18 protein-coding genes are annotated in these 23,014 nt (G+C 67.8%); 17 read left to right on the top strand and 1 reads right to left on the bottom strand.

The genetic code is table 11. The features are described from left to right. The first annotated feature begins 82 nt into the window (after positions 1–82). The 12 genes from DTA15_RS11295 to ugpQ all read left to right on the top strand — a co-directional run bounded on the left by DTA15_RS11295 (position 83) and on the right by ugpQ (position 12,213). Positions 83–1,006 carry a type IV pilus biogenesis protein PilM gene (locus DTA15_RS11295; protein WP_012492297.1) on the top strand — a complete coding sequence of 308 codons (924 nt, stop codon included), beginning with the start codon at positions 83–85 and terminating at the stop codon, positions 1,004–1,006. Next, positions 1,003–1,647: a PilN family protein gene (locus tag DTA15_RS11300; RefSeq protein ID WP_012492298.1), complete on the top strand. Its 645-nt coding sequence runs from the start codon at positions 1,003–1,005 to the stop codon at positions 1,645–1,647. Before DTA15_RS11295 ends, DTA15_RS11300 begins: the two co-directional genes overlap by 4 nt. Next, positions 1,644–2,510, top strand: a complete 867-nt coding sequence (locus DTA15_RS11305; RefSeq protein WP_006491792.1) for a hypothetical protein — start codon at positions 1,644–1,646, stop codon at positions 2,508–2,510. The genes DTA15_RS11300 and DTA15_RS11305 overlap by 4 nt, the downstream gene beginning before the upstream one ends. Beyond that, positions 2,507–4,132 carry a type IV pilus secretin PilQ gene (locus DTA15_RS11310; protein WP_006481863.1) on the top strand — a complete coding sequence of 542 codons (1,626 nt, stop codon included), beginning with the start codon at positions 2,507–2,509 and terminating at the stop codon, positions 4,130–4,132. The genes DTA15_RS11305 and DTA15_RS11310 overlap by 4 nt, the downstream gene beginning before the upstream one ends. A gap of 40 nt (positions 4,133–4,172) precedes the next feature. Further along, positions 4,173–4,727, top strand: a complete 555-nt coding sequence (locus tag DTA15_RS11315; protein ID WP_012492299.1) for a shikimate kinase — start codon at positions 4,173–4,175, stop codon at positions 4,725–4,727. Beyond that, a complete protein-coding gene (gene aroB / locus DTA15_RS11320) occupies positions 4,724–5,803 on the top strand; it encodes a 3-dehydroquinate synthase (protein ID WP_006481864.1) in 1,080 nt (359 codons plus the stop codon). Before DTA15_RS11315 ends, aroB begins: the two co-directional genes overlap by 4 nt. Positions 5,804–5,844: 41 nt before the next feature. Beyond that, positions 5,845–7,053, top strand: a complete 1,209-nt coding sequence (locus tag DTA15_RS11325) for a deoxyguanosinetriphosphate triphosphohydrolase (RefSeq protein WP_006481866.1) — start codon at positions 5,845–5,847, stop codon at positions 7,051–7,053. A gap of 88 nt (positions 7,054–7,141) precedes the next feature. Further along, positions 7,142–8,476 carry a sn-glycerol-3-phosphate ABC transporter substrate-binding protein UgpB gene (gene ugpB / locus DTA15_RS11330; RefSeq protein ID WP_006481865.1) on the top strand — a complete coding sequence of 445 codons (1,335 nt, stop codon included), beginning with the start codon at positions 7,142–7,144 and terminating at the stop codon, positions 8,474–8,476. Between the two features lie 96 nt (positions 8,477–8,572). After that, on the top strand, positions 8,573–9,457 hold the full coding sequence (ugpA, locus tag DTA15_RS11335) for a sn-glycerol-3-phosphate ABC transporter permease UgpA (RefSeq protein WP_006481867.1): 885 nt from the start codon (positions 8,573–8,575) through the stop codon (positions 9,455–9,457). After that, positions 9,454–10,299 (top strand): sn-glycerol-3-phosphate ABC transporter permease UgpE, encoded by an 846-nt coding sequence (gene ugpE, locus DTA15_RS11340; RefSeq protein WP_006481859.1) that lies wholly within the window; start codon positions 9,454–9,456, stop codon positions 10,297–10,299. Before ugpA ends, ugpE begins: the two co-directional genes overlap by 4 nt. Positions 10,300–10,330: 31 nt before the next feature. Next, positions 10,331–11,416: a sn-glycerol-3-phosphate import ATP-binding protein UgpC gene (locus DTA15_RS11345; protein WP_006481861.1), complete on the top strand. Its 1,086-nt coding sequence runs from the start codon at positions 10,331–10,333 to the stop codon at positions 11,414–11,416. Between the two features lie 26 nt (positions 11,417–11,442). Next, on the top strand, positions 11,443–12,213 hold the full coding sequence (ugpQ, locus tag DTA15_RS11350) for a glycerophosphodiester phosphodiesterase (RefSeq protein ID WP_006491785.1): 771 nt from the start codon (positions 11,443–11,445) through the stop codon (positions 12,211–12,213). Positions 12,214–12,395: 182 nt separating this feature from the next. Here ugpQ and DTA15_RS11355 read toward each other — a convergent pair whose 3' ends face one another. Next, entirely contained in the window at positions 12,396–13,127 is a 732-nt protein-coding gene (locus DTA15_RS11355; RefSeq protein WP_006490624.1) for an OmpW/AlkL family protein, read from the bottom strand. A gap of 193 nt (positions 13,128–13,320) precedes the next feature. Between DTA15_RS11355 and DTA15_RS11360 the strand changes: the two genes are divergently transcribed. From DTA15_RS11360 to thpR, 5 genes are all read left to right on the top strand, one after another. After that, entirely contained in the window at positions 13,321–14,034 is a 714-nt protein-coding gene (locus DTA15_RS11360; protein ID WP_006490629.1) for a transposase, read from the top strand. Between the two features lie 288 nt (positions 14,035–14,322). Next, entirely contained in the window at positions 14,323–19,026 is a 4,704-nt protein-coding gene (locus DTA15_RS11370) for a glutamate synthase-related protein (protein ID WP_006490631.1), read from the top strand. An 85-nt stretch (positions 19,027–19,111) separates the two neighbouring features. Beyond that, positions 19,112–20,578, top strand: coding sequence for a glutamate synthase subunit beta (locus tag DTA15_RS11375; RefSeq protein ID WP_006490625.1), 1,467 nt, complete (start codon positions 19,112–19,114; stop codon positions 20,576–20,578). 375 nt (positions 20,579–20,953) lie between these two features. Further along, positions 20,954–22,444: an alanine/glycine:cation symporter family protein gene (locus DTA15_RS11380; RefSeq protein ID WP_006490627.1), complete on the top strand. Its 1,491-nt coding sequence runs from the start codon at positions 20,954–20,956 to the stop codon at positions 22,442–22,444. Further along, positions 22,441–23,007, top strand: a complete 567-nt coding sequence (gene thpR / locus DTA15_RS11385) for an RNA 2',3'-cyclic phosphodiesterase (RefSeq protein WP_012492302.1) — start codon at positions 22,441–22,443, stop codon at positions 23,005–23,007. Before DTA15_RS11380 ends, thpR begins: the two co-directional genes overlap by 4 nt. The last annotated feature ends 7 nt before the right edge of the window (positions 23,008–23,014 follow it).

A 23,014-nucleotide genomic window follows, 5' to 3' on the forward strand; every position in this document is an offset into this window, starting at 1 on the left:
CCGACTGTCGGCCGCACGCGTCGCTTTGCAGAATCAGGTCTCGGAAACGCGGCGTGGGCCGCGACGATCTCGGGAGGCTGGGATGGCAGGACGATGGGTGGCGCGGTTTGCACAGGGCAGGCACCGGTCGACGGGAATCGACGTCGGTGCGCACGAGGTGAGGGTGGCCGTGCTGAGCCGGCGCGGCAGGGACGCGGACGTGCGCGTCGAGGGGCTCGAGCGGGAGCCGGTCGGGTTGGCGGGCGGGCCGGAAGACGCACGCTGGGCGGCGGTCGCGCGATCGCTGGCGGCGGCCGTGTCGCGGCTGTCGGCGGCCGAGGTGCGGTGCGACGCGTGCGGCGTGATGGCGCTGCACGATGACGAGATGCGCACCGCGACGCTCGATCTGGCCGGGCGCGGCGACATTCCGGACGCCGCGCGGCAGGCGGCCGAACGCATCTCGGGGCTGGCGCCGGACAGTCTCGCGTTCGACTGGCGGCACTACGGCGGCGTGCGATCCGGCGAGATCGCGGTGGCGGTGGCGCCGCTGGCGTTGCTCGAGCGGCGCATCGACGTGGCCGCGCAGGCCGGTATCGACCTGACCGTGATCGACGGCGAGTCGGCCGCCGTGCTGCGCGCGCTGCGCTATGCCGCGCAGTTCGAACTCGACGCGCAGGGTGCCTACGCCGCGCTGTGGTTCTGCGACGCGGGCGTGTGCGGCTGGCGAATCGAGGGTTCGTCGGCTATCCCGGTGCTGACGCTGTCCGGCACGTTGCCGGAAGCACTGCCCGATGCGTTGCGGCGGCGCGCGCTCGGGGCCGTGCATTGCGTATTCGTCGCCGGGGACGAGCGATGTATCGCCCGCTTCGACACGTCCGTCGCCGAGATCGGCGACGTGCTCGGCACGGCGGTGGTCCCGTTCGACTGCACGGGCTGGGACGGACAGCCGTGCGCGCGCGCCGGCATGCCGGGCGGCCCGGCGTTTGCCGTCGCATTCGGGCTGGCGTTGCGCGGGGTGTGGGAATGACGGCCGCTCACGTGTCGGCAAGCGAAGGCGCGGCGGCGGCCGAGCAGGCGATACTCGGCGACTTCAACCTGCTGCCGTACCGCGAGCGATTGGCGCAGGCGTTGCGGCGTCGCCGGGTCGCGCAGTGCGGTGTGGCGATGCTGCTCGGCGTGCTCGGTGCGGGGCTGTGGACGGGCGCCGCCGTGTTGTCGCGGTGGCGGGTGGATGCCGAGCGCGCCAGCGTGGAGACGCGGCTGCGGCAGTTGCAGCCCCAGGTGGCGGCTGCGACGCGTGCGGTCGATGCCACCGCCGCCATCGCGCGACGCGACGCACAGGCGGCTGCGCTGGCCGCGCCTTACCGGCGCATGGCGGGGCTGTTGGCGACCTTGAAGCAGGTGCGCGCCGATCGTATCCGGCTCGACGCGCTGCGCATGACGTCGACCGGCGCGGTGCTCGAAGCGCGCGCCGAGAGTTACCGGGCCGCTGCGCGATGGCTCGCCGCGATGGCGCGCGAGCAGCGCGACTGGCGGATCGATATAGAGACGTTGAAGCCGGCCTCGGATGCGCCGGCTCCCACGGCCGGGATGCCGTTCCGCTTCTCGGTGCAGTTGCGCTGGCACGACCCGATGGCGTCGCGGACGATGTCGGGAGGCGGCGCATGACGACGCTCGTGCATCGGCCGGCGCTGGGTGGCGGCGTCGGGCCAGGCGGCATGCCGCGCGTGTCGCCGGCGGCCGCGCATGCCGCGGGTTGCGTGCTGGCATTCGCGGCCGTGCTGGGCGGCGGCATTCATCTGGCGAATGCGGCCGACTGGAGCGGGCTTGCCCATAGTCGCGCGTTGCTCGCCGCAGCGCAGGCGCGCGCGGCCGACGCGCAACGCGTGCTCGCTTCCGCTGGACAACGACGCGACGGGCATCGTGCGTTGATGCGCGACGATCGTTTGCCGCATGCGCCGGAATGGGCCGCGCTGATGCTGGAACTGGCCGATCTCGCCGCGTCGAGCGGGCTGAGCGGCGTATCGGTCGAACCGCAGCGCGCCGATGGCGCGGCACCGGACGGCCGGCGCACCGTGCACATCGCCGCCGATGGTGGTTTTCGCGCGCTGCTGCACATGGTTGGCGGCCTGGCGCGGTTCCCGGTGCTGGCCGTACCGTCGGCGCTGCGTATCGAGCGTGGCACGTCGGCGGCGCGGGTCGACATGTCCGTCGACGTGTTTCCGGCGCTGCCGGCGACCACGACCGCAGACGGCAACACGCCGGTTCGCGTCGCTGCGCCCGACGCCGATCCGTTCGGCGACGCCCGCGCGGCCGAAGCGGCGGGGCACGCAGCCCGCTTCGCCGGCACGATTCGCGACGCGCGGGCCGGCCTCGCGTTGTTCGACGACGGCGACGGCGCGTTCACGGCCGTCGCGCCTGGCGACGTACTGGGTGCCGCGCGCGTGGTGCGCATCGATCGCGCTGCCGTGACGCTTGCGACGGCGGACGGTTCGCAGCGGCTCGTCCTGGACGACGGAGGTCGGCCATGACGAAACACCGTTGTTGGGTGCTTGCCCTCTGGGCCGGCGTGACGGCGGCCGGCGCAAGCGCGTCGTTGCCGCCGCTGCCGGCGGTCTGGCCCGCCGGGTCGACGGATGTGTCGGTGCCGGGTCTGCCGCTGCGTGTGGCCGACGGCGTGGATAGTGCGGCAACGGAAGACGCCGGCCCGCCACCGTTCGATCAGGCGGCGCGCGCGGCACGGCAGACGGAAACCGCCGCACCGGGCCCCGCGCTGGAGGGACCGCCGATCCCGCTGGCGCCGCCGGCCCGGATGAGCGACGCCGCGGCCCGCCAACCGGGCGATGCGGACGACGCACGGCGGATCTCGCTGAATCTGCAGGGCGTCGGGCTCGCGGCGGCATTCGACGCGATCGCGCGGTTCACCGGGCTCAATATCGTCGTCGGCGAGCAGGTGCGCGGCACGGTCACGTTGCGTCTGAACAATGTCCGCTGGCGCGAGGCGTTCGACACGCTGCTCGACATGCACGGGCTTGCGATGTCCCGGCGCGGCAACGTGATCTGGGTCACGCCGGCAGCCGAGCTGGCTGCGCGCGAACGCGAGCGCTTCGACATGCACGCGCGGGCCGCCGATCTCGAGCCGCTGGCGAGCCGTACCTTCATGCTGCACTATCCGCGCGCGCAGGACGTACAACGGCTGCTGGCCGGCGCGACCGGCCAGCGCCTGCTGTCGAAGCGCGGCGCCGCGGCGGCCGATCCGCGTACCAACCTGCTGTTCGTCACCGATCTCGCACCGCGTATCGTGCAGATCGCCGGCCTGATCGACGCGATCGACCGGCCGTCGCGGCAGGTCCGGATCGAGGCCCGCATCGTCGAAGGCGAGCAGGGTTTCTCGCGCAACCTCGGCGCACGTGTCGCGCTGCGTGCGCAGGGGCGGCCGCCGTCAGCCGAGGGCACGTCGTTCACGGCGGACGCGCGCAACGCGCTCGACCTTGCCGCGCGGCCGCTCGGCGGTTTCGACGCGGCCACCGCCGGCTTCACGCTGTTCGCCGCGCCGCTCAGCCGCGTACTCGACATCGAACTGAGCGCGCTGGAGGCGCAGGGCCGGGGCCAGATCGTTTCGCGTCCGCGGGTGGTGACGGCCGATCGCGTCAAGGCCATCGTCGAACAGGGTTCCGAGCTGCCGTACCAGGCGAAGGTCGGCAATGGCATGAGCGGCGTGCAGTTCCGCCGCGCGACGCTCAAGCTGGAGGTCGAGCCGCAGATCACGCCGGACGGGCGCGTGGTGCTCGATCTCGACGTGACCAAGGACAGCGTCGGCGAGCCGACCGCGGCCGGCCCCGCCATCCATACGAAGCATGTGCAGACGCGCGTCGAGGTCGAGAATGGCGGGACGGTCGCGATCGGCGGTATCTATGAACAACTGAACCGGAACGATGTGACGCGCGTGCCGCTCTTGGGCAAAATACCCATTCTGGGCGCGCTTTTCCGGCACCGCGCGCAGCGCGACCAGCGCAACGAACTGGTCGTCTTCATCACGCCGACCGTCGTCGATCCGCGGTGCGGCGCACCCGGCGCGGGCGACGAGGATGCCGAGAAAACAGGGCCGGAAGCCGCCGGCGCAGGCTCGACAAGGCAGCCGCTTTGCCAGTAAGCTGCGCCACACACCAGCAAGATTGAAGCAGAGGAAGCCGTTGCAAGCGCGGGACCCACATGCAAACGTATTTTTCGTCGGCCTTATGGGAGCGGGTAAGACCACCGTGGGCCGTGCGGTCGCGCGTCGTCTCGACAGGACGTTCTTCGACTCCGACCACGAAATCGAGGCCCGTACGGGCGCGCGCATCCCGGTGATCTTCGAGCTGGAGGGCGAGGCCGGGTTTCGCGACCGCGAAACGCAGGTAATCGCCGATCTCACGCAGCGCGAGAACATCGTGCTCGCGACGGGCGGCGGCGCGGTGCTGCGCCCGGAAAATCGCGACAGCCTGAAAACCAACGGCATCGTCGTCTACCTGCGCGCCAATCCGCACGATCTGTGGCTGCGCACGCGCAAGGACAAGAATCGCCCGCTGTTGCGGACGGACGATCCGAAGGGGCGTCTCGAAGCGCTGTACGAAGTGCGCGACCCGCTGTACCGCGAATGCGCGGATTTCGTCATCGAGACCGGCCGTCCGTCGGTCAACGGTCTCGTCAACATGGTGCTGATGCAACTCGAACTGGCCGGCGTCATCGCCAAGCCGCTACAAGCATGATTACTGTCAACGTCGATCTGGGCGACCGCGCCTATCCGATTCATATTGGCGCCGGCCTGATCGGCCGCACCGAGCTGTTCGCGCCCCACATCAAGGGTTCGTCCGTCACGATCGTCACGAACACGACGGTCGATCCGCTCTATGGCGACGCGCTGCGCGCGGCGCTCGCGCCGCTCGGCAAGCGCGTGTCGACGGTCGTGCTGCCGGACGGCGAGGCGTACAAGAACTGGGAAACGCTGAACCTGATCTTCGACGGGCTGCTGACGGACCACGCCGATCGCAAGACGACGCTCGTCGCGCTCGGCGGCGGCGTGGTCGGCGACATGACCGGTTTTGCCGCCGCGTGCTACATGCGCGGCGTGCCGTTCATCCAGGTGCCGACGACGCTGCTGTCGCAGGTCGATTCGTCGGTCGGCGGCAAGACGGGCATCAACCACCCGCTCGGCAAGAACATGATCGGCGCGTTCTACCAGCCGCAGGCCGTGATCGCGGACATCGGCGCGCTGACGACGCTGCCCGATCGCGAGCTGGCGGCCGGCGTCGCCGAAGTCATCAAGACCGGCGCGATCGCCGATGCCGAGTTCTTCGACTGGATCGAGGCGAACGTCGAGGCGCTGAACCGTCGCGAGCCCGCCGCGCTCGCGCATGCAGTGAAGCGTTCGTGCGAGATCAAGGCGAGCGTCGTCGCGGCCGACGAACGCGAAGGCGGCCTGCGCGCGATCCTGAACTTCGGCCACACGTTCGGCCATGCGATCGAGGCCGGGCTCGGCTACGGCGAATGGCTGCACGGCGAAGCGGTCGGCTGCGGGATGGTGATGGCGGGCGACCTGTCGGTGCGGCTCGGCCTCCTCGACGAAGCATCGCGGCAGCGCCTCGATGCGGTGATCGCGGCCGCACATCTGCCGACCCGCGCGCCCGCGCTCGGCGATGCGCGCTACATGGACCTGATGCGCGTCGACAAGAAGGCCGAGGCCGGCGCGATCAAGTTCATCCTGCTGAAGCGATTCGGCGATACGCTGATCACGCAGGCGCCGGACGAAGCGGTATTCGCTACACTGGCGCAGACGACCCGCTAACGGCGGCCCGGATGCGCCGGCGCCCCTGACATGGAGGAGACGTGAGCGAGACATCCAGCAGCACACTGCCCGAAGCCAGCCGCGCATCCGCTGCGCCGGTGGCCGAGCCGCCGACGCTGGCGGCGCTGGAAGCCCATCTTGCTCCGTATGCCGCGCACGCGTCGCAGTCGCGCGGCCGCCGCCATCCTGAAACGCCGCCGGCGGCGCGCACTGAATTCCAGCGCGATCGCGATCGGATCGTCCATTCGACCGCGTTTCGCCGGCTCGAATACAAGACGCAGGTCTTCGTCAATCACGAAGGCGACCTGTTCCGCACCCGCCTCACGCACAGCCTCGAAGTCGCGCAGATCGCGCGCTCGGTCGCGCGCAACCTGCGCCTGAACGAGGATCTCGTCGAAGCGATCTCGCTCGCGCACGACCTTGGCCATACGCCGTTCGGCCATGCCGGGCAGGACGCGCTGAATGCGTGCATGCGCGAGCACGGCGGCTTCGAGCACAACCTGCAGAGCCTCGCCGTGGTCGACGAGCTCGAGGAGCACTACGGCGCGTTCAACGGGTTGAACCTGTGCTTCGAGACGCGCGAAGGCATCCTGAAGCACTGCTCGCGCGAGAATGCGCGCAAGCTCGGCGCGCTCGGCGAGCGCTTCCTGCAGGGCCGCCAGCCGTCGCTCGAAGCGCAGCTCGCGAACATCGCCGATGAAATCGCGTACAACAACCACGACGTCGACGACGGCCTGCGCTCCGGCCTGATCACGATCGAGCAGCTCGCGGAAGTCGAGCTGTGGCAGCGTCACTACGAAGCGGCGCTCGCCGAATTCTCGCACCTCGAAGGCCGCCGTCTCGTGCACGAGACGGTGCGCCGCATCATCAACACGCTGATCGTCGACCTGATCGACGAGACGACGCGCAATCTCGCCCGCGTCGCGCCCGCATCGCTCGACGACGTGCGCGCCGCGCCGCCGCTCGTGTCGCACAGCCCGGCAGTCGCCGCGCAGGCCGCCGCGCTCAAGCGCTTCCTCTTCAAGAACCTGTATCGCCATTACAAAGTGATGCGCATGGCGAGCAAGGCGCAACGCGTCGTCACGGGGCTGTTCGACGCGTTCATCGACGATCCGCGCCTGCTGCCGCCGCCGTACCAGTCCGACGACGCGGCGCAGCAGCCGCGTCTCGTCGCGCACTACATCGCCGGCATGACCGACCGCTTCGCGCTGAAGGAATATCAGCGCCTGTTCGTCATCAGCGACAACTGACTGTCATAAACGATCACTAGACTTCGCCGGTTCAATGGCGACGGGAATGTTGCACACGCTGTTGGTAACGTTTTCATAGGAGAGGTCGATGAAGAAGAAGCCTGCGGGGACACTGGTTCGTTCGATCGCGCTCGGCGGCGCGCTGATGTTCGGGGCGCAGCACGTCGCGCTCGCCGCGACGGAAATTCAGTTCTGGCATGCGATGGAGGCTGCGCTCGGCGAGCGGGTCAACGCGATCGCCGACCAGTTCAACGCGTCGCAAAGCGACTACAAGATCGTGCCGGTCTTCAAGGGCACTTACGACCAGGCACTCGCGGCGGGCATCGCGGCCTATCGCAGCGGCAACGCGCCGGCGATCCTCCAGGTCTACGAAGTCGGCACGGCGACGATGATGCAGGCGAAGAAGGCGGTCGTGCCGGTCTACGACGTGTTCAAGCAGGCGGGCGTGACGCTCGACGAGAAGGCGTTCGTGCCGACCATCGCGAGCTACTACAGCGATGCGAAGACGGGCCACCTCGTGTCGATGCCGTTCAACAGCTCGACGCCGGTGCTGTACTACAACAAGGATGCGTTCAAGAAGGCGGGCCTCGATCCGAACCAGCCGCCGAAGACGTGGGCCGACGTGAAGGCCGATGCCGAGAAGCTGCGCAAGGCGGGGATGGCGTGCGGCTTCACGACCGGCTGGCAGGGCTGGATCCAGCTCGAAAACTACAGCGCGTGGCACGGGCTGCCGTTCGCGAGCCGCAACAACGGCTTCGATGGCACCGACGCCGTGCTCGAGTTCAACAAGCCGCAGCAGATCGCGCACCTCTCGTTCCTCCAGCAGATGGCGAAGGACGGCACGTTCACGTACGCGGGCCGCAAGGACGAAGCGTCGGCGAAGTTCTACAGCGGCGACTGCGGGATCCTGACGACGTCGTCCGGCGCGCTCGCGAACGTGCAGAAGTTCGCGAAGTTCAGCTACGGCACGGGGATGATGCCGTACGACGCGAACGTGAAGGGCGCGCCGCAGAACGCGATCATCGGCGGCGCGAGCCTGTGGGTGCTGGCCGGCAAGGATCCGGCGACCTACAAGGGCGTCGCGAAATTCCTCGCGTACCTGGCTTCGCCCGCCGTCGCCGCGAAGTGGCATCAGGACACCGGCTACCTGCCGGTCACGACCGCCGCGTACGACCTGACGCGCCAGCAGGGCTTCTATGCGAAGAACCCGAGCGCCGAAACCGCGATCAAGCAGATGCTGAACAAGCCGCCGCTGCCGTACACGAAGGGGCTGCGCCTGGGCAACATGCCGCAGATCCGCACGGTCGTCGACGAGGAGTTCGAACAGGTCTGGGCGCAGAAGAAGGCGCCGAAGGACGCGCTCGATTCGGCCGCGTCGCGCGGCGACGAACTGCTGCGCCGCTTCGAGAAGTCGGGCGGCTGAGCGCGCATCGCTGCGTGCCGCCGGCGGTGTCGCGCGCCAGCGCGTGCCGTCCGGCGGTGCGGTTTCCTTTCCGTTTCGCCTGACCGGATATCCGCGATGCAATCCCGTTCCCGTTTCGGTACGAGCCCGGTGCCGTACCTGCTGATCGCGCCGCAGCTCGCGATCACCGCCGTGTTCTTCCTGTGGCCGGCCGGCGTCGCGCTGTGGCAGTCCACGCAGATGCAGGACGCGTTCGGCACGTCGAGCGAATTCGTCGGCTTCGCGAACTTCACGCACCTGTTCGCCGATCCGCTGTATCTCGATTCGTTCCGCACGACCCTCGTGTTCAGTTCGCTCGTCACGGTGAGCGGGCTCGTCGTGTCGCTGCTGCTCGCCGCGTGCGCCGACCGCGTGATCCGCGGCGCGCGCGCGTACCGCACGCTGCTGATCTGGCCGTACGCGGTCGCGCCGACGATCGCCGCCGTGCTGTGGGCGTTCCTGTTCAACCCGAGCATCGGCCTGATCACGTATGCGCTCGCGAAGGGCGGCATCGTGTGGAACCACGCGCTGAACGGCGGGCAGGCGATGTTCCTCGTCGTGCTGGCGTCGGTGTGGAAGCAGGTGAGCTACAACTTCCTGTTCTTCTACGCGGGGCTGCAGGCGATTCCGCGCTCGCTGATCGAGGCGGCGGCGATCGACGGCGCGGGGCCGGTGCGGCGCTTCTTCAACATCGTGCTGCCGCTGCTGTCGCCGACGAGCTTCTTCCTGCTGGTCGTGAACCTCGTCTACGCGTTCTTCGACACGTTCCCGGTGATCGACGCGGCCACCGGCGGCGGCCCGGCGCAGAGCACCAAGACGCTGATCTACAAGATCTTCGCGGAGGGCTTCCAGGGGCTCGACATCGGCAGTTCGGGCGCGCAGTCGGTCGTGCTGATGATCATCGTCGTGGGGCTTACGGTGATCCAGTTCCGCTTCGTCGAACGCAGGGTGCAATACGCATGATCGAGAATCGCAAGGGCTTCGACCTGTTCTGCCACGCGGTGCTGATCGCGGGCGTCGTGCTGATCGTGTTCCCCGTCTACGTCGCGTTCTGCGCGGCGACGATGAACGCGCAGGAAGTGTTCACGGTGCCGCTGTCGCTGGTGCCGAGCACGCACCTGTTCGAGAACATCGCGTACATCTGGGGGCACGGCAGCGGCGGCACGACGGCGCCGTTCGGCCGCCTGCTCGTGAACAGCTTCGCGATGGCGCTCGGCATCGCGGTCGGCAAGATCGCGGTGTCGATCCTGTCCGCGTATGCGATCGTCTACTTCCGCTTCCCGTTTCGCAACACGGCGTTCTGGCTGATCTTCGTCACGCTGATGCTGCCGGTGGAAGTGCGGATCTTCCCGACCGTGCAGGTCGTGTCGACGCTGCACCTGACGAACACCTACGCGGGGCTCACGATGCCGCTGATCGCATCGGCGACCGCGACGTTCCTGTTCCGCCAGTTCTTCATGACGCTGCCCGACGAGTTGATGGACGCGGCGCGCATCGACGGCGCGGGGCCGCTGCGCTTTTTCTGGGACGTGGTGCTGCCGCTGTCGAAGACGAGCATCGCCGCGCTGTTCGTGATCACGTTCATCTACGGTTGGAACCAGTATCTGTGGCCGATCCTGATCACGACGGAGGCGTCGCTGTCGACGGCGGTGGTGGGCATCAAGACGATGATCGCGAGCGGCGACGCCGCGACCGAATGGCAATACGTGATGGCGGCGACGCTGCTGGCGATGATTCCGCCGCTCGTCGTCGTGCTGGCGATGCAGCGCTGGTTCGTGCGCGGCCTCGTCGATTCCGAGAAATGAACGACCGACGTAACCGGGAGAAGGACCAGGTATGGCTGCGCTGAGCTTGAAGGGCGTCAGGAAATCCTACGACGGCAAGCAGCACGTGCTGCATGGCATCGACGTGGAGATCGCCGACGGCGAATTCATCGTGCTGGTCGGCCCGTCGGGCTGCGGCAAGTCGACGTTGCTGCGGATGATCGCGGGTCTCGAGACCGTGACGGACGGCGAGATCGCGATCGGCGACCGGGTCGTCAACACGCTGGAGCCGAAGGACCGCGACATCGCGATGGTGTTCCAGAACTATGCGCTGTATCCGCACATGACGGTCGCGCAGAACATGGGCTACGGGCTGAAGATCCGCGGGATCGAGCGCGCGACGATCGATGCGCGGGTGGCGGCGGCCGCGAAGATCCTCGAGCTCGAACCGCTGCTCGCGCGGCGGCCGCGCGAACTGTCGGGCGGCCAGCGGCAGCGCGTCGCGATGGGGCGCGCGATCGTGCGCGAACCGTCGGTGTTCCTGTTCGACGAGCCGTTGTCGAACCTCGACGCGAAGCTGCGCGTGCAGATGCGGCTCGAGATCCAGCGGCTGCACGCGCGGCTCGCGACGACGAGTGTGTACGTGACGCACGACCAGATCGAGGCGATGACGCTCGCGCAGCGGGTGATCGTGATGAACCGCGGCTACGCGGAGCAGATCGGCGCGCCGGTCGACGTGTACGAGAAGCCGGCGACCGTGTTCGTCGCGGGCTTCATCGGCTCGCCCGCGATGAACCTGATGCACGGCCGGCTGTCGGAAGACGGCGCGACCTTCACGGTCGCGGGCGGCGGCCCCGCGCTGCCGGTCGCCGGCGCGCCGGGCATCGGCAGCGAGATCGCTACCGGGCGCGACTGGGTACTCGGCGTGCGTCCCGAACACATGACGCCGCAGCCGGGCGTCGCGCAGGCGACGCTGCCGGTCGATTCGTGCGAGCTGCTCGGCGCGGACAATCTCGCGCACGGCCGCTGGGGCAATCACGACGTCGCGGTGCGCCTGCCGCACGCGGACCGCCCGGCGCGCGGCACGGCGCTGGCGGCGGCGCTGCCCGCGCACCGGCTGCATTTCTTCGATCCCGAAACCGGCAAGCGGGCCGGCTGAAACCGTTTGACTGCGGGAGACCGACGATGACGATCCGTACCGACTGGCCCTATCCGCGCGTCGTCGCCCATCGCGGCGGCGGCACGCTCGCACCGGAGAACACGCTGGCCGCGCTCGACGAGGGCGCGCGGCGCGGTCACCGGATGGTCGAGTTCGACGCGAAGCTGTCGGCCGACGACGTGACCTTCCTGCTGCACGACGACACGGTCGACCGGACCTCGAACGGTCACGGAGCGGCGGCGGGCATGCGTTATGCGGCGCTGGCCGCGCTCGACGCGGGCGCGTGGCGCGACGCGCGCTTCGCGGGCGAACGGATGCCGACGCTCGAGGCGGCGGCGGCGCGCTGCATCGCGCACGGGCTGGCCGCAAACGTCGAGATCAAGCCGTGCCCGGGGCGCGAGCGCGAAACCGGGCAGCGCGTGGCGGCCGATGCGGCCGCGTACTGGCGCGATGCCGCCGTGGCGCCGCTGCTGTCGTCGTTCTCGTTCGACGCGCTGCGGCAGGCGCGCGCGACGGCGCCGGCACTGCCGCGCGGGATGCTCTACGAAGTCGTGCCGGACGACTGGCATGCGCAGGTCATCGATGCGCTCGACTGCGTATCGTTGCATGCAGACCACACTCGGCTCGACGAATCCCTGGTGCGCGCGATCAAGGCGGCCGGGTTGCGCATCCTGGTTTACACGGTGAACGACCTCGAACGGGCGCGCGAACTGGCGCGTTGGGGCGTCGACGCGGTCTGCACGGACCGCATCGACCTGATCGCGCCCGACGCGCTGGACGATATCGACGTCGTCTGACGGCCACGGCCACGGCCGCGGCGGCGTCCGGTAAAACCCTTGCGCCGAACGTGCCTGACGCGAAAAAACGACGCCCCGACGGGATTTCCGTCGGGGCGTTTTGCATCGTGGAGACGTTACGCCAGGAAAAATCCGCTACAAATTGCAGCAGGATTAACCATTCCCCAAATATTCGACTACGCTTAGAAGCGGTAGCCGACGTTCAGGTACGTCACGATCGGGTTCAGCGAGATGTGGGCCTTCGACGTTTCCGTCAGCGTACCGACCGGGGTCCGGCGCGCCGTCGTGAAGGTCGCGGTCACGCTGACCGGGATGTACGACATCGAGAAGCCGGCGAACCAGTGCTTCGTGAAGTTGTACGTGAAGCCGGCGTTGAACACGGGCGCCCACTGGTTGCTGGTCGTGGCGCTGGTCGGGCCGCCGAGCACGCCGTTCTCGAACGTGCTGTTCGTGATCTTCGCGCCGGTGAACCAGATATACGTCGCGCCGACGCCGACATACGGACGGAACTTCGCGTTGGCGTCGTTGAAGTAGTACTTGAGGAGGAGCGCAGGGCTCCACTGGTACGCGCGGCCAAGCGTACCGAACTTCGAGAACTGGCCCTTGCCGGTGATGTCGAACTTCGGCGGGATGCCGGCGATGAACTCGGTGGCGATATGGTCGGTCACGAAGTAACCGGTCGCCAGCGCGAGCGTGTCGGCATCGCTGATGCCGGCGCCGGTGTTGGGAATCGACTGATTGACGGGCGTGCCGCCTACGCCGTAGACGAACAGCGGGTCGCTGCTGTCCTGCGGCGCAAGGTGCAGCCAGCCGGTGCTGACGTAGAAATCACCTGCGGATTGTGCATGTGCCGTACCGCCCGCGAACGTGAATGCGAGCGCTGCGGCCCCCGTAATGGCCAGTTTTCGTTTCATTGTGTCTCCTCCGATCAAAGGCGTGCTCATTATGACGACTGCGTTTAAAACCAAACAAGCTCGTAAGTTAGAGTTTTCTCCCTAGGATTCGCACGACCGTACGCTTACGCGCGCCGCTGGGGCAGGCATTCTACGCAGGTGCGCATTTTCGGACCTCCGGGTATTTCCTAACGCGTTTAAACGGACATTCAGCATGGCACGGTTAGCACGACTCTACGTTCCCGACCAGCCGCAGCACGTGATACTGCGCCGCCTGGATCAGCAACCCGCGTTCGTCGACGACCAGGACTACGAACTCTTCATCGATTGCCTGAAGGCCGCCGCACGCGATCATCACCTGGCGGTACACGCCTACGTGCTGCTGCCGCGCCAGGTGCAACTCCTCGTGACACCGAGCGACGAGGCGAGCCTGCCGAAGGCGATGCAGGCCGTCGGCCGTCGCTACGTCGCGCATTTCAACCGGCGCTATTCGCGGCGCGGCACGTTGTGGGAAGGCCGCTATCGCGCGACCGTGATCGAAGGCGAGCGCTATTTCCTGCTCGCGAGCCGCGTGGTCGAGATGAGCCCGGTCCGCTCGCAGCTCGTCGCGACGCCCGAGGCCTATCGCTGGTCGAGCTACCGGCATCACGTCGGGCTCACCGTCGACAGCCTGATCACCGACCATCCGCTCTACTGGGCGCTCGGCAACACGCCGTTCGACCGCCAGCGGGCGTACAAGGAGCTGTGCGAACAGCCGCTCGACGAGCGGCAGGCCGATCAGCTGCAGCAGGCCACGCTGAAGGGCTGGGTGCTCGGCGGCGAGAATTACCGCGAGTGGGCGGCGCGCACCGCGAACCGGCGCGTCTCGCCGTTGCCGCGCGGGCGCCCCAGAAAGGTGCGCGAAAACACGCCGCCGATCCAGCAGTAACGCCGGAAAGGCGGGCCGGAAGCGGCGCGGCGGGCGCCGCTTCTTTTTGCACCAAAACGATACGGCCCCAATAAAACAGCACCAGATCGAGGCATTCATTTAATTGGGGTTCGATCAAGCGGTTTTTGTTGCTATTCCCTTGATTCGTCGCGTATATTCCGAATTCCGGTGGCCCGGGCGAAGCCTGCCCAACCACTGTCGGCCGTGCCGTCTCCTGTCGGGAGCGGGCTCGACGGCAACAAGAAAACGGTTCAACGGCCTCCAGGCCCCCTTTACGACGGTGTCCCCATGAACGACCACCAGCAGCCGCTCGCCGCGGTGCCCGCCGCACAAGGTCTGTACGACCCGCAAAACGAACACGACGCCTGCGGCGTCGGCTTCGTCGCTCACATCAAGGGCAAGAAGAGCCACGAGATCATCCAGCAGGGTCTGAAGATCCTGGAGAACCTCGATCACCGCGGCGCGGTCGGCGCCGATCCGCTGATGGGCGACGGCGCGGGCATCCTGATCCAGATTCCGGACGCGTTCTATCGCGAGGAAATGGCGAAGCAGGGCGTGAACCTGCCGCCGGCCGGCGAATATGGGGTCGGGATGATCTTCCTGCCGAAGGAGAACGCGTCGCGTCTCGCGTGCGAGCAGGAGCTCGAGCGTACGGTGAAGGCCGAAGGCCAGGTCGTGCTCGGCTGGCGCGACGTGCCGGTCGACCATGCGATGCCGATCTCGCCGACGGTCAAGGCGAGCGAGCCGCTGATCCGCCAGATCTTCATCGGTCGCGGCAAGGACATCATGGTGACGGACGCGCTCGAGCGGAAGCTGTACGTGATCCGCAAGACCGCGAGCCACCGCATCCAGGCGCTGAAGCTCAAGCACGGCAAGGAATACTTCGTGCCGTCGATGTCGGCGCGCACCGTCGTCTACAAGGGGCTGCTGCTGGCCGGCCAGGTCGGCGTGTACTACCGCGACCTGCAGGACGAGCGTGTCGTGTCGGCGCTCGCGCTCGTGCACCAGCGCTTCTCGACCAACACGTTCCCGGCGTGGGAACTGGCTCACCCGTACCGGATGATCGCGCACAACGGCGAGATCAACACCGTGAAGGGCAACGTGAACTGGCTGAACGCGCGTACCGGCGCGATCGCGTCGCACGTGCTCGCCGACGATCTGCCGAAGCTGTGGCCGCTGATCTACCCGGGCCAGTCGGATACCGCATCGTTCGACAACTGTCTCGAACTGCTGGTGATGGCAGGCTACCCGCTCGTGCACGCGGTGATGATGATGATCCCGGAAGCGTGGGAACAGCACACGCTGATGGACGAGAACCGCCGCGCGTTCTACGAATACCACGCCGCGATGATGGAGCCGTGGGACGGCCCGGCCGCGATCGCGTTCACCGACGGCCGCCAGATCGGCGCGACGCTCGACCGTAACGGCCTGCGCCCGGCGCGCTACATCGTCACCGACGACGACCTCGTCATCATGGCGTCGGAAGCCGGCACGCTGCCGATCCCCGAATCGAAGATCGTCAAGAAGTGGCGCCTGCAGCCGGGCAAGATGTTCCTGATCGACATGGAACACGGCCGCATCATCGACGACAAGGAACTGAAGGACAACCTCGCGAACGCGAAGCCGTACAAGAGCTGGATCGACGCGGTGCGCATCAAGCTCGACGAGATCGAGCCGAAGGCCGAGGAAGTCGCGGCCGGCCGCACGCAGGGCGCCGCGCTGCTCGACCGCCAGCAGGCGTTCGGCTATACGCAGGAAGACCTGAAGTTCCTGATGGCGCCGATGGCGGCTCAGGGTGAGGAAGCCGTCGGTTCGATGGGCAACGATTCGCCGCTCGCGGTGATGTCGAACAAGAACAAGACGCTCTATCACTACTTCAAGCAGCTGTTCGCGCAGGTCACGAACCCGCCGATCGACCCGATCCGCGAGAACATGGTCATGTCGCTCGTGTCGTTCATCGGCCCGAAGCCGAACCTGCTCGACACCAACAACATCAACCCGCCGATGCGTCTCGAAGTGTCGCAGCCGGTGCTCGACTTCAAGGACATCGCGAAGATCCGCGCGATCGACCAGTACACGGGCGGCAAGTTCAGCGCGTACGAACTGAACATCTGCTATCCGGTCGCGTGGGGCAAGGAAGGCATCGAGGCGCGCCTCGCGTCGCTGTGCGCGGAAGCCGTCGACGCGGTGAAGTCGGGCTACAACATCCTGATCGTGTCGGACCGCAAGACGGACGCCGAGCACGTCGCGATTCCGGCGCTGCTCGCCACGTCGGCGATCCACACGCACCTCGTGCAGCAAGGGCTGCGCACGAGCACGGGCCTCGTCGTCGAGACGGGTTCCGCGCGTGAGACGCACCACTTCGCGCTGCTCGCGGGCTACGGCGCGGAAGCCGTGCACCCGTACCTCGCGATGGAAACGCTCGCGAAGATGGCCGAAGGGCTGCCGGGCGACCTGTCGCCGGAGAAGGCCGTCTACAACTTCACGAAGGCGGTCGGCAAGGGCCTGCAGAAGGTGATGTCGAAGATGGGCATCTCGACGTACATGTCGTACACGGGCGCGCAGATCTTCGAAGCGCTCGGCCTGTCGAGCGACCTCGTCGAGAAGTACTTCAAGGGCACCGCGTCGAAGGTCGGCGGCATCGGCCTGTTCGAGGTCGCGGAAGAAGCGATCCGCCTGCACCGCGACGCGTTCGGCGACAACCCGGTCCTGCGCGACATGCTCGACGCGGGCGGCGAGTACGCGTACCGCGTGCGCGGCGAAGACCACATGTGGACGCCGGATTCGATCGCGAAGCTGCAGCACGCGACGCGCAGCAACTCGTACCAGACGTACAAGGAATACGCGCACCTGATCAACGACCAGACCAAGCGTCACATGACGTTCCGCGGCCTGTTCGAGTTCAAGGTCGAGCCGACCAAGGCGATCCCGATCGACGACGTCGAGCCGGCGAAGGAGATCGTCAAGCGCTTCGCGACCGGCGCGATGTCGCTCGGGTCGATCAGCACCGAGGCGCACGCGACGCTCGCGATCGCGATGAACCGGATCGGCGGCAAGTCGAACACCGGTGAAGGCGGCGAGGACGAGAAGCGCTATCGCAACGAACTGCGCGGCATTCCGATCAAGTCGGGCGAGACGCTGAAGTCGGTGATCGGCGACGAGATCGTCAGCGACATCGCGCTGAAGGACGGCGATTCGCTGCGCTCGAAGATCAAGCAGGTCGCGTCGGGGCGCTTCGGCGTCACCGCCGAGTACCTGGCATCGGCCGACCAGATCCAGATCAAGATGGCGCAGGGCGCGAAGCCGGGCGAAGGCGGCCAGCTGCCGGGTCACAAGGTGTCGGAGTACATCGGCAAGCTGCGTTATTCGGTGCCGGGCGTCGGCCTGATCTCGCCGCCGCCGCACCACGACATCTACTCGATCGAGGATCTGGCGCAGCTGATCCACGACCTGAAGAACGTGAACCCGAGCGCGAGCATCTCCGTGAAGCTCGTGTCGGAAGTGGGCGTGGGCACGGTCGCGGCCGGTGTCGCGAAGGCGAAGGCCGATCACGTCGTGATCGCCGGCCACGACGGCGGCACGGGCGCGTCGCCGCTGTCGTCGGTCAAGCACGCCGGCACGCCGTGGGAACTCGGCCTCGCCGAAACGCAGCAGACGCTGGTGCTGAACCGCCTGCGCGGCCGCATCCGCGTGCAGGCCGACGGCCAGATGAAGACGGGTCGCGACGTCGTGATCGGCGCGCTGCTCGGCGCGGACGAATTCGGCTTCGCGACGGCGCCGCTCGTCGTCGAGGGCTGCATCATGATGCGCAAGTGCCACCTGAACACGTGCCCGGTCGGCGTCGCGACGCAGGATCCGGTGCTGCGTGCGAAGTTCAAGGGCCAGCCCGAGCACGTCGTGAACTACTTCTTCTTCGTCGCCGAGGAAGTGCGCGAGATCATGGCGCAGCTCGGCGTCGCGAAGTTCGACGACCTGATCGGCCGCGCCGATCTGCTCGATACGCGCAAGGGCATCGAGCACTGGAAGGCGAAGGGCCTCGACTTCTCGCGTGTGTTCTACCAGCCGGAAGAGTGCGAGGACGTCGCGCCGCGTCACGTCGACGTGCAGGATCACGGCCTCGAGCGCGCGCTCGACCACGTGCTGATCGAGAAGGCGAAGGCCGCGATCGAGAACGGCGAGCATGTGTCGTTCATCCAGCCGGTGCGCAACGTGAACCGCACGGTCGGCGCGATGCTGTCGGGCGTGATCGCGAAGAAGCACGGCCACGACGGCCTGGCCGACGACGCGGTGCACATCCAGCTGAAGGGCACGGCCGGCCAGAGCTTCGGCGCGTTCCTCGCGAAGGGCGTGACGCTCGACCTCGTCGGCGACGGCAACGACTACGTCGGCAAGGGCCTGTCGGGCGGCCGGATCATCATCCGTCCGACCAACGACTTCCGCGGCAAGTCCGAGGAAAACATCATCTGCGGCAACACGGTGATGTACGGCGCGATCGAAGGCGAAGCGTTCTTCCGCGGCGTCGCGGGCGAGCGCTTCTGCGTGCGCAACTCGGGCGCGACGGCGGTCGTCGAAGGCACGGGCGACCACGGCTGCGAATACATGACGGGCGGCACGGTCGTCGTGCTCGGCGAGACGGGGCGCAACTTCGCGGCCGGCATGTCGGGCGGCCTCGCGTACATCTACGATCCGGAAGGCACGTTCGCGGCCAAGTGCAACAAGTCGATGGTCGCGCTCGAGCCGGTGCTGCAGCAGGCCGAGCAGGAGCGCACGGTCGACCGCGCGCTCTGGCACGCCGGCACGACGGACGAGGCGCTGCTCAAGGGGCTCGTCGAGCGTCATTTCCAGTTCACGGGTTCGCCGCGCGCGAAGTCGCTGCTGGAAAACTGGGACGCGGCGCGCCGCCAGTTCGTGAAGGTGTTCCCGCACGAATACAAGCGCGCGCTGGGCGAGATCGGTGCGAAGAAGGCGGCGAAGGAAGTGCTGGCCGCCTGAGCGACGAACGACATAGCGAATGCCGCGCGCGCCTGATGGCCGCGCGCGGCTCCCCCACCCGATACACCGAACAGAAGAGCACCTTATGGGCAAGGCAACCGGTTTTCTGGAGTTCGAACGCCGCCACGAGGCGTACGAAGCACCGCTCACGCGCGTGAAGCACTACAAGGAATTCGTCGCGGCGCTGACCGACGCGGACGCGAAGGTCCAGGGCGCGCGCTGCATGGATTGCGGCATCCCGTTCTGCAACAACGGCTGCCCGGTCAACAACATCATCCCGGACTTCAACGATCTCGTTTACCGCCAGGACTGGCAGCAGGCGATCGAAGTCCTGCACTCGACCAACAACTTCCCGGAATTCACGGGCCGCATCTGCCCGGCGCCGTGCGAAGCGGCCTGCACGCTCGGGATCAACAACGATCCGGTCGGCATCAAGTCGATCGAGCACGCGATCATCGACAAGGCCTGGGCGGAAGGCTGGGTGAAGCCGCTGCCGGCCGAACACAAGACGGGCAAGAAGGTCGCGGTCGTCGGTTCGGGCCCCGCGGGCCTCGCTGCCGCGCAGCAGCTCGCGCGTGCGGGCCACGACGTGACGGTGTTCGAGAAGAACGACCGCATCGGCGGCCTGCTGCGTTACGGGATTCCCGACTTCAAGCTCGAGAAGTGGCTGATCGATCGCCGCATGCGCCAGATGGAAGCGGAAGGCGTGAGGTTCCGTACCAGCGTGTTCATCGGCAAGGAGCCGCTGCCCGAATCGATCGGCAGCCTCGCGAAGGAAACCATCTCGCCGGACACGCTGAAGGAAGAATTCGACGCGGTCGTGATCGCCGGCGGTTCGGAAACGCCGCGCGACCTGCCGGTACCGGGCCGCGAGCTCGCGGGCGTCCATTTCGCGATGGACTTCCTGCCGCAGCAGAACCGCGTGAACGCGGGCGACAAGCTCGCCGACCAGCTGCTCGCGAAGGGCAAGCACGTGATCGTGATCGGCGGCGGCGATACGGGTTCGGACTGCGTCGGCACGTCGAACCGTCACGGCGCGAAGCAGGTCACGCAGTTCGAGCTGCTGCCGCAGCCGCCGGAAGAGGAAAACAAGCCGCTCGTGTGGCCGTACTGGCCGATCAAGCTGCGTACGTCGTCGTCGCACGAGGAGGGCTGCGAGCGTGACTGGGCGGTCGCGACGAAGCGTCTCGAAGGCAAGAACGGCAAGGTCGAGAAGCTGATCGCGGTGCGTGTCGAGTGGAAGGACGGCAAGATGCAGGAAGTGCCGGGTTCCGAGTTCGAGATGAAGGCCGATCTCGTGCTGCTCGCGATGGGCTTCACGCAGCCGGCCGCGCCGGTGCTCGACGCGTTCGGCGTCGCGAAGGATGCGCGCGGCAATGCACGCGCGACGACCGAAGGCGACCGTTCGTACTACACGTCGGTCGACAAGGTGTTCGCGGCAGGCGACATGCGTCGCGGCCAGTCGCTCGTGGTGTGGGCGATCCGCGAAGGCCGCCAGTGCGCGCGCTCGGTCGATACGTACCTGATGGGCCATTCGGAACTGCCGCGCTGAGCTGAATCGCGCGAGCGGGTTTCGACCAAAGCCGGGCGTCCGAGAGGGCGCCCGGTTTTTTTATGGCTGCGCGCGGTCGATGTCGTTGCCGCGGCGTCGGCCCGGATGGTCGGGGCGCAAGCATTCGAAGCGCCCTGACGCTCACCGGCGGGTGCCGGGCGAGCGTGAACCGGTCGGCCGGGCCCGCAGCGGCGCCGCATCGTCGCCCCGCATTTTCGCGAAGCGTCGTCTAACCTGATGACATTCGGCCTCGATTTTTCGTCATCTCAATTCCTTTCGTTTTGTAATAATCCTTGAAAACTGTCATATCATGTCGCCCCTCGGGCCGCGTTCGCGGTCGCCGCACATGACTGACCCTATTTACAAGGACTCTGGATGGAAGCATTCGTGCATGGGCTGATCGACGCCGTCAATGGCGTGTTGTGGAACTACGTGCTGATCGCGCTGCTGCTCGGCGCCGGTGCGTGGTTCACGTTGCGGTTCCGGATGATCCAGCTGAAGGCGCTGTTCCTCAGCATGAAGCTGGTCGGCAGCAAGGGCGAACCGGGCAGCATCTCGTCGTTCCAGGCGTTCGCGACCGGGCTCGCGAGCCGCGTCGGCACCGGCAACATCGCCGGCGTCGCGGTCGCGCTGACGGTCGGCGGGCCGGGCGCGATCTTCTGGATGTGGATGACCGCGCTGGTCGGGATGTCGTCCGCGTTCGTCGAGGCGACGCTCGCGCAGATCTTCAAGGTATCGCATCCGGACGGCAGCTATCGCGGCGGCCCCGCGTACTACATCCAGACGGGCCTGCGCTCGCGCGGCTTCGGTGTGCTGTTCTCGCTGTCGCTGATCCTCGCGTTCGGCTTCGTGTTCAACGCGGTACAGGCCAATGCGATCGCCGATGCATTCCATACGTCGTTCGGCTGGCGTCGCGAGACGGTCGGCCTCGGTCTCGTGCTGCTGTCCGCGCCGATCATCTTCGGCGGCATCCGCCGCATCGCGACGGTCGCGCAGGTGATCGTGCCGCTGATGGCGATCGGCTACCTCGCGCTCGCGGTCTACGCGGTCGCGACGCACATCACGCTGGTGCCCGGCGTGATCGCGTTGATCGTGAAGAGCGCGTTCGGCCTCGAGCAGGCGGCCGGCGGCCTGACCGGCTACGCGGTCAGCCAGGCGATCGCGATCGGCGTGAAGCGCGGGCTGTTCTCGAACGAGGCGGGGATGGGCAGCGCGCCGAACGCGGCCGCGACCGCGAGCACGCGCCACCCCGTCACGCAGGGGCTGATCCAGATGCTCGGCGTGTTCGTCGACACGATCGTGATCTGCAGCGCGACCGCATTCGTGATCCTGCTGTCGGGCCAGTACGAACTCGGCACCGGGATGGAGGGCGCGGCGCTCACGCAGCGCGCGATCTCGAGCCACGTCGGCGACTGGGGGGGCATCTACATGGCCGTCGCGATCTTCTTCCTCGCGTTCTCGTCGGTGATCGGCAACTACGCGTATGCGGAAGGCAACGTCGAATTCATCACGAAGCGGCGCGGCGTGCTGCCGCTGTTCCGCATCGCCGTGCTCGGCATGGTGATGTTCGGCAGCGTCGGGCAACTGCCGCTCGTGTGGGCGATGGCCGATACGAGCATGGGCTTGATGGCGATCATCAACCTGATCGCGATCCTCGCGCTCGGCAGGTACGCGCACGCCGCATGGGCCGACTATCGCCGCCAGCGCGCGGCCGGCGTCGCCGATCCGGTGTTCACGCGCAACACGATCCCCGAACTCGCGCGCGTGCTGCCGGCCGACGTGTGGGGCGAGCACGGCCCGCTGCCGCAGCGTCCGCCGTCGGCCGACGCGGTGGCCGAAGTGCGCGTGACGGTGCGCGAGTCATGAACGGCGACCGGCTCCGTGCGTTCGTCGCGCTGATGCCCGATGCGGCATCGCGCGACGCGCTGCACGCGTTGCCGGTCACCCGTGGCGCGCGGCGCCCGCCGCCCGCGCAGCTGCACATGACGCTCGCGTTCATCGGCGCAATCGAGCGGGAACGGTGCGACGCGCTGGCCGCGCACCTGCCGGCGCTCGCGGCCGCGCATGCGTTGCCGCCGATGCCGGTCGAGCGGATCGCGTGGTGGCCGAGCCTGCCGCGCGCGAGGCTGATCGTCGCGGAACTCGCGGTCGATGCTGCGTGCGTCGCGCTGAATGCGGGGCTGGCCGCGCTGCTGTGCGAACTCGGCGTGCCGGCCGACCGCCGGCCGTTCCGGCCGCACGTGACGCTCGCGCGGCTGCCGCACGATGCGGTCGGCCAGCCCGCGCACGGCGGCGCGCCGGGGCGGCCCGTCGACGTGCGTGTCGAAGCGCTGACGCTGTTCGAAAGCCGGCTGTCGCATGAAGGCGTGTCGCATCGGCCGATCGTGTCGGTGCCGATCGCGCGTGCGGACGACAGCGTCGGCGCGTAGGGCGCGT

Origin of the sequence: Burkholderia cenocepacia (assembly GCF_900446215.1) — a bacterium.
In the GTDB taxonomy this organism is placed as follows: Bacteria; Pseudomonadota; Gammaproteobacteria; order Burkholderiales; family Burkholderiaceae; genus Burkholderia; species Burkholderia cenocepacia.

Excerpts from the sequence above, each read along its gene's own strand:
- DTA15_RS11295 (WP_012492297.1), top strand. The coding sequence starts at position 83 with ATGGCAGGACGATGGGTGGCGCGGTTTGCACAGGGCAGGCACCGGTCG.
- DTA15_RS11300 (WP_012492298.1), top strand. The coding sequence starts at position 1,003 with ATGACGGCCGCTCACGTGTCGGCAAGCGAAGGCGCGGCGGCGGCCGAG.
- DTA15_RS11305 (WP_006491792.1), top strand. The coding sequence starts at position 1,644 with ATGACGACGCTCGTGCATCGGCCGGCGCTGGGTGGCGGCGTCGGGCCA.
- DTA15_RS11310 (WP_006481863.1), top strand. The coding sequence starts at position 2,507 with ATGACGAAACACCGTTGTTGGGTGCTTGCCCTCTGGGCCGGCGTGACG.
- aroB (WP_006481864.1), top strand. The coding sequence starts at position 4,724 with ATGATTACTGTCAACGTCGATCTGGGCGACCGCGCCTATCCGATTCAT.
- ugpB (WP_006481865.1), top strand. The coding sequence starts at position 7,142 with ATGAAGAAGAAGCCTGCGGGGACACTGGTTCGTTCGATCGCGCTCGGC.
- ugpA (WP_006481867.1), top strand. The coding sequence starts at position 8,573 with ATGCAATCCCGTTCCCGTTTCGGTACGAGCCCGGTGCCGTACCTGCTG.
- ugpE (WP_006481859.1), top strand. The coding sequence starts at position 9,454 with ATGATCGAGAATCGCAAGGGCTTCGACCTGTTCTGCCACGCGGTGCTG.
- DTA15_RS11345 (WP_006481861.1), top strand. The coding sequence starts at position 10,331 with ATGGCTGCGCTGAGCTTGAAGGGCGTCAGGAAATCCTACGACGGCAAG.
- ugpQ (WP_006491785.1), top strand. The coding sequence starts at position 11,443 with ATGACGATCCGTACCGACTGGCCCTATCCGCGCGTCGTCGCCCATCGC.
- DTA15_RS11355 (WP_006490624.1), bottom strand. The coding sequence starts at position 13,127 with ATGAAACGAAAACTGGCCATTACGGGGGCCGCAGCGCTCGCATTCACG.
- DTA15_RS11360 (WP_006490629.1), top strand. The coding sequence starts at position 13,321 with ATGGCACGGTTAGCACGACTCTACGTTCCCGACCAGCCGCAGCACGTG.
- DTA15_RS11370 (WP_006490631.1), top strand. The coding sequence starts at position 14,323 with ATGAACGACCACCAGCAGCCGCTCGCCGCGGTGCCCGCCGCACAAGGT.
- DTA15_RS11375 (WP_006490625.1), top strand. The coding sequence starts at position 19,112 with ATGGGCAAGGCAACCGGTTTTCTGGAGTTCGAACGCCGCCACGAGGCG.
- DTA15_RS11380 (WP_006490627.1), top strand. The coding sequence starts at position 20,954 with ATGGAAGCATTCGTGCATGGGCTGATCGACGCCGTCAATGGCGTGTTG.
- thpR (WP_012492302.1), top strand. The coding sequence starts at position 22,441 with ATGAACGGCGACCGGCTCCGTGCGTTCGTCGCGCTGATGCCCGATGCG.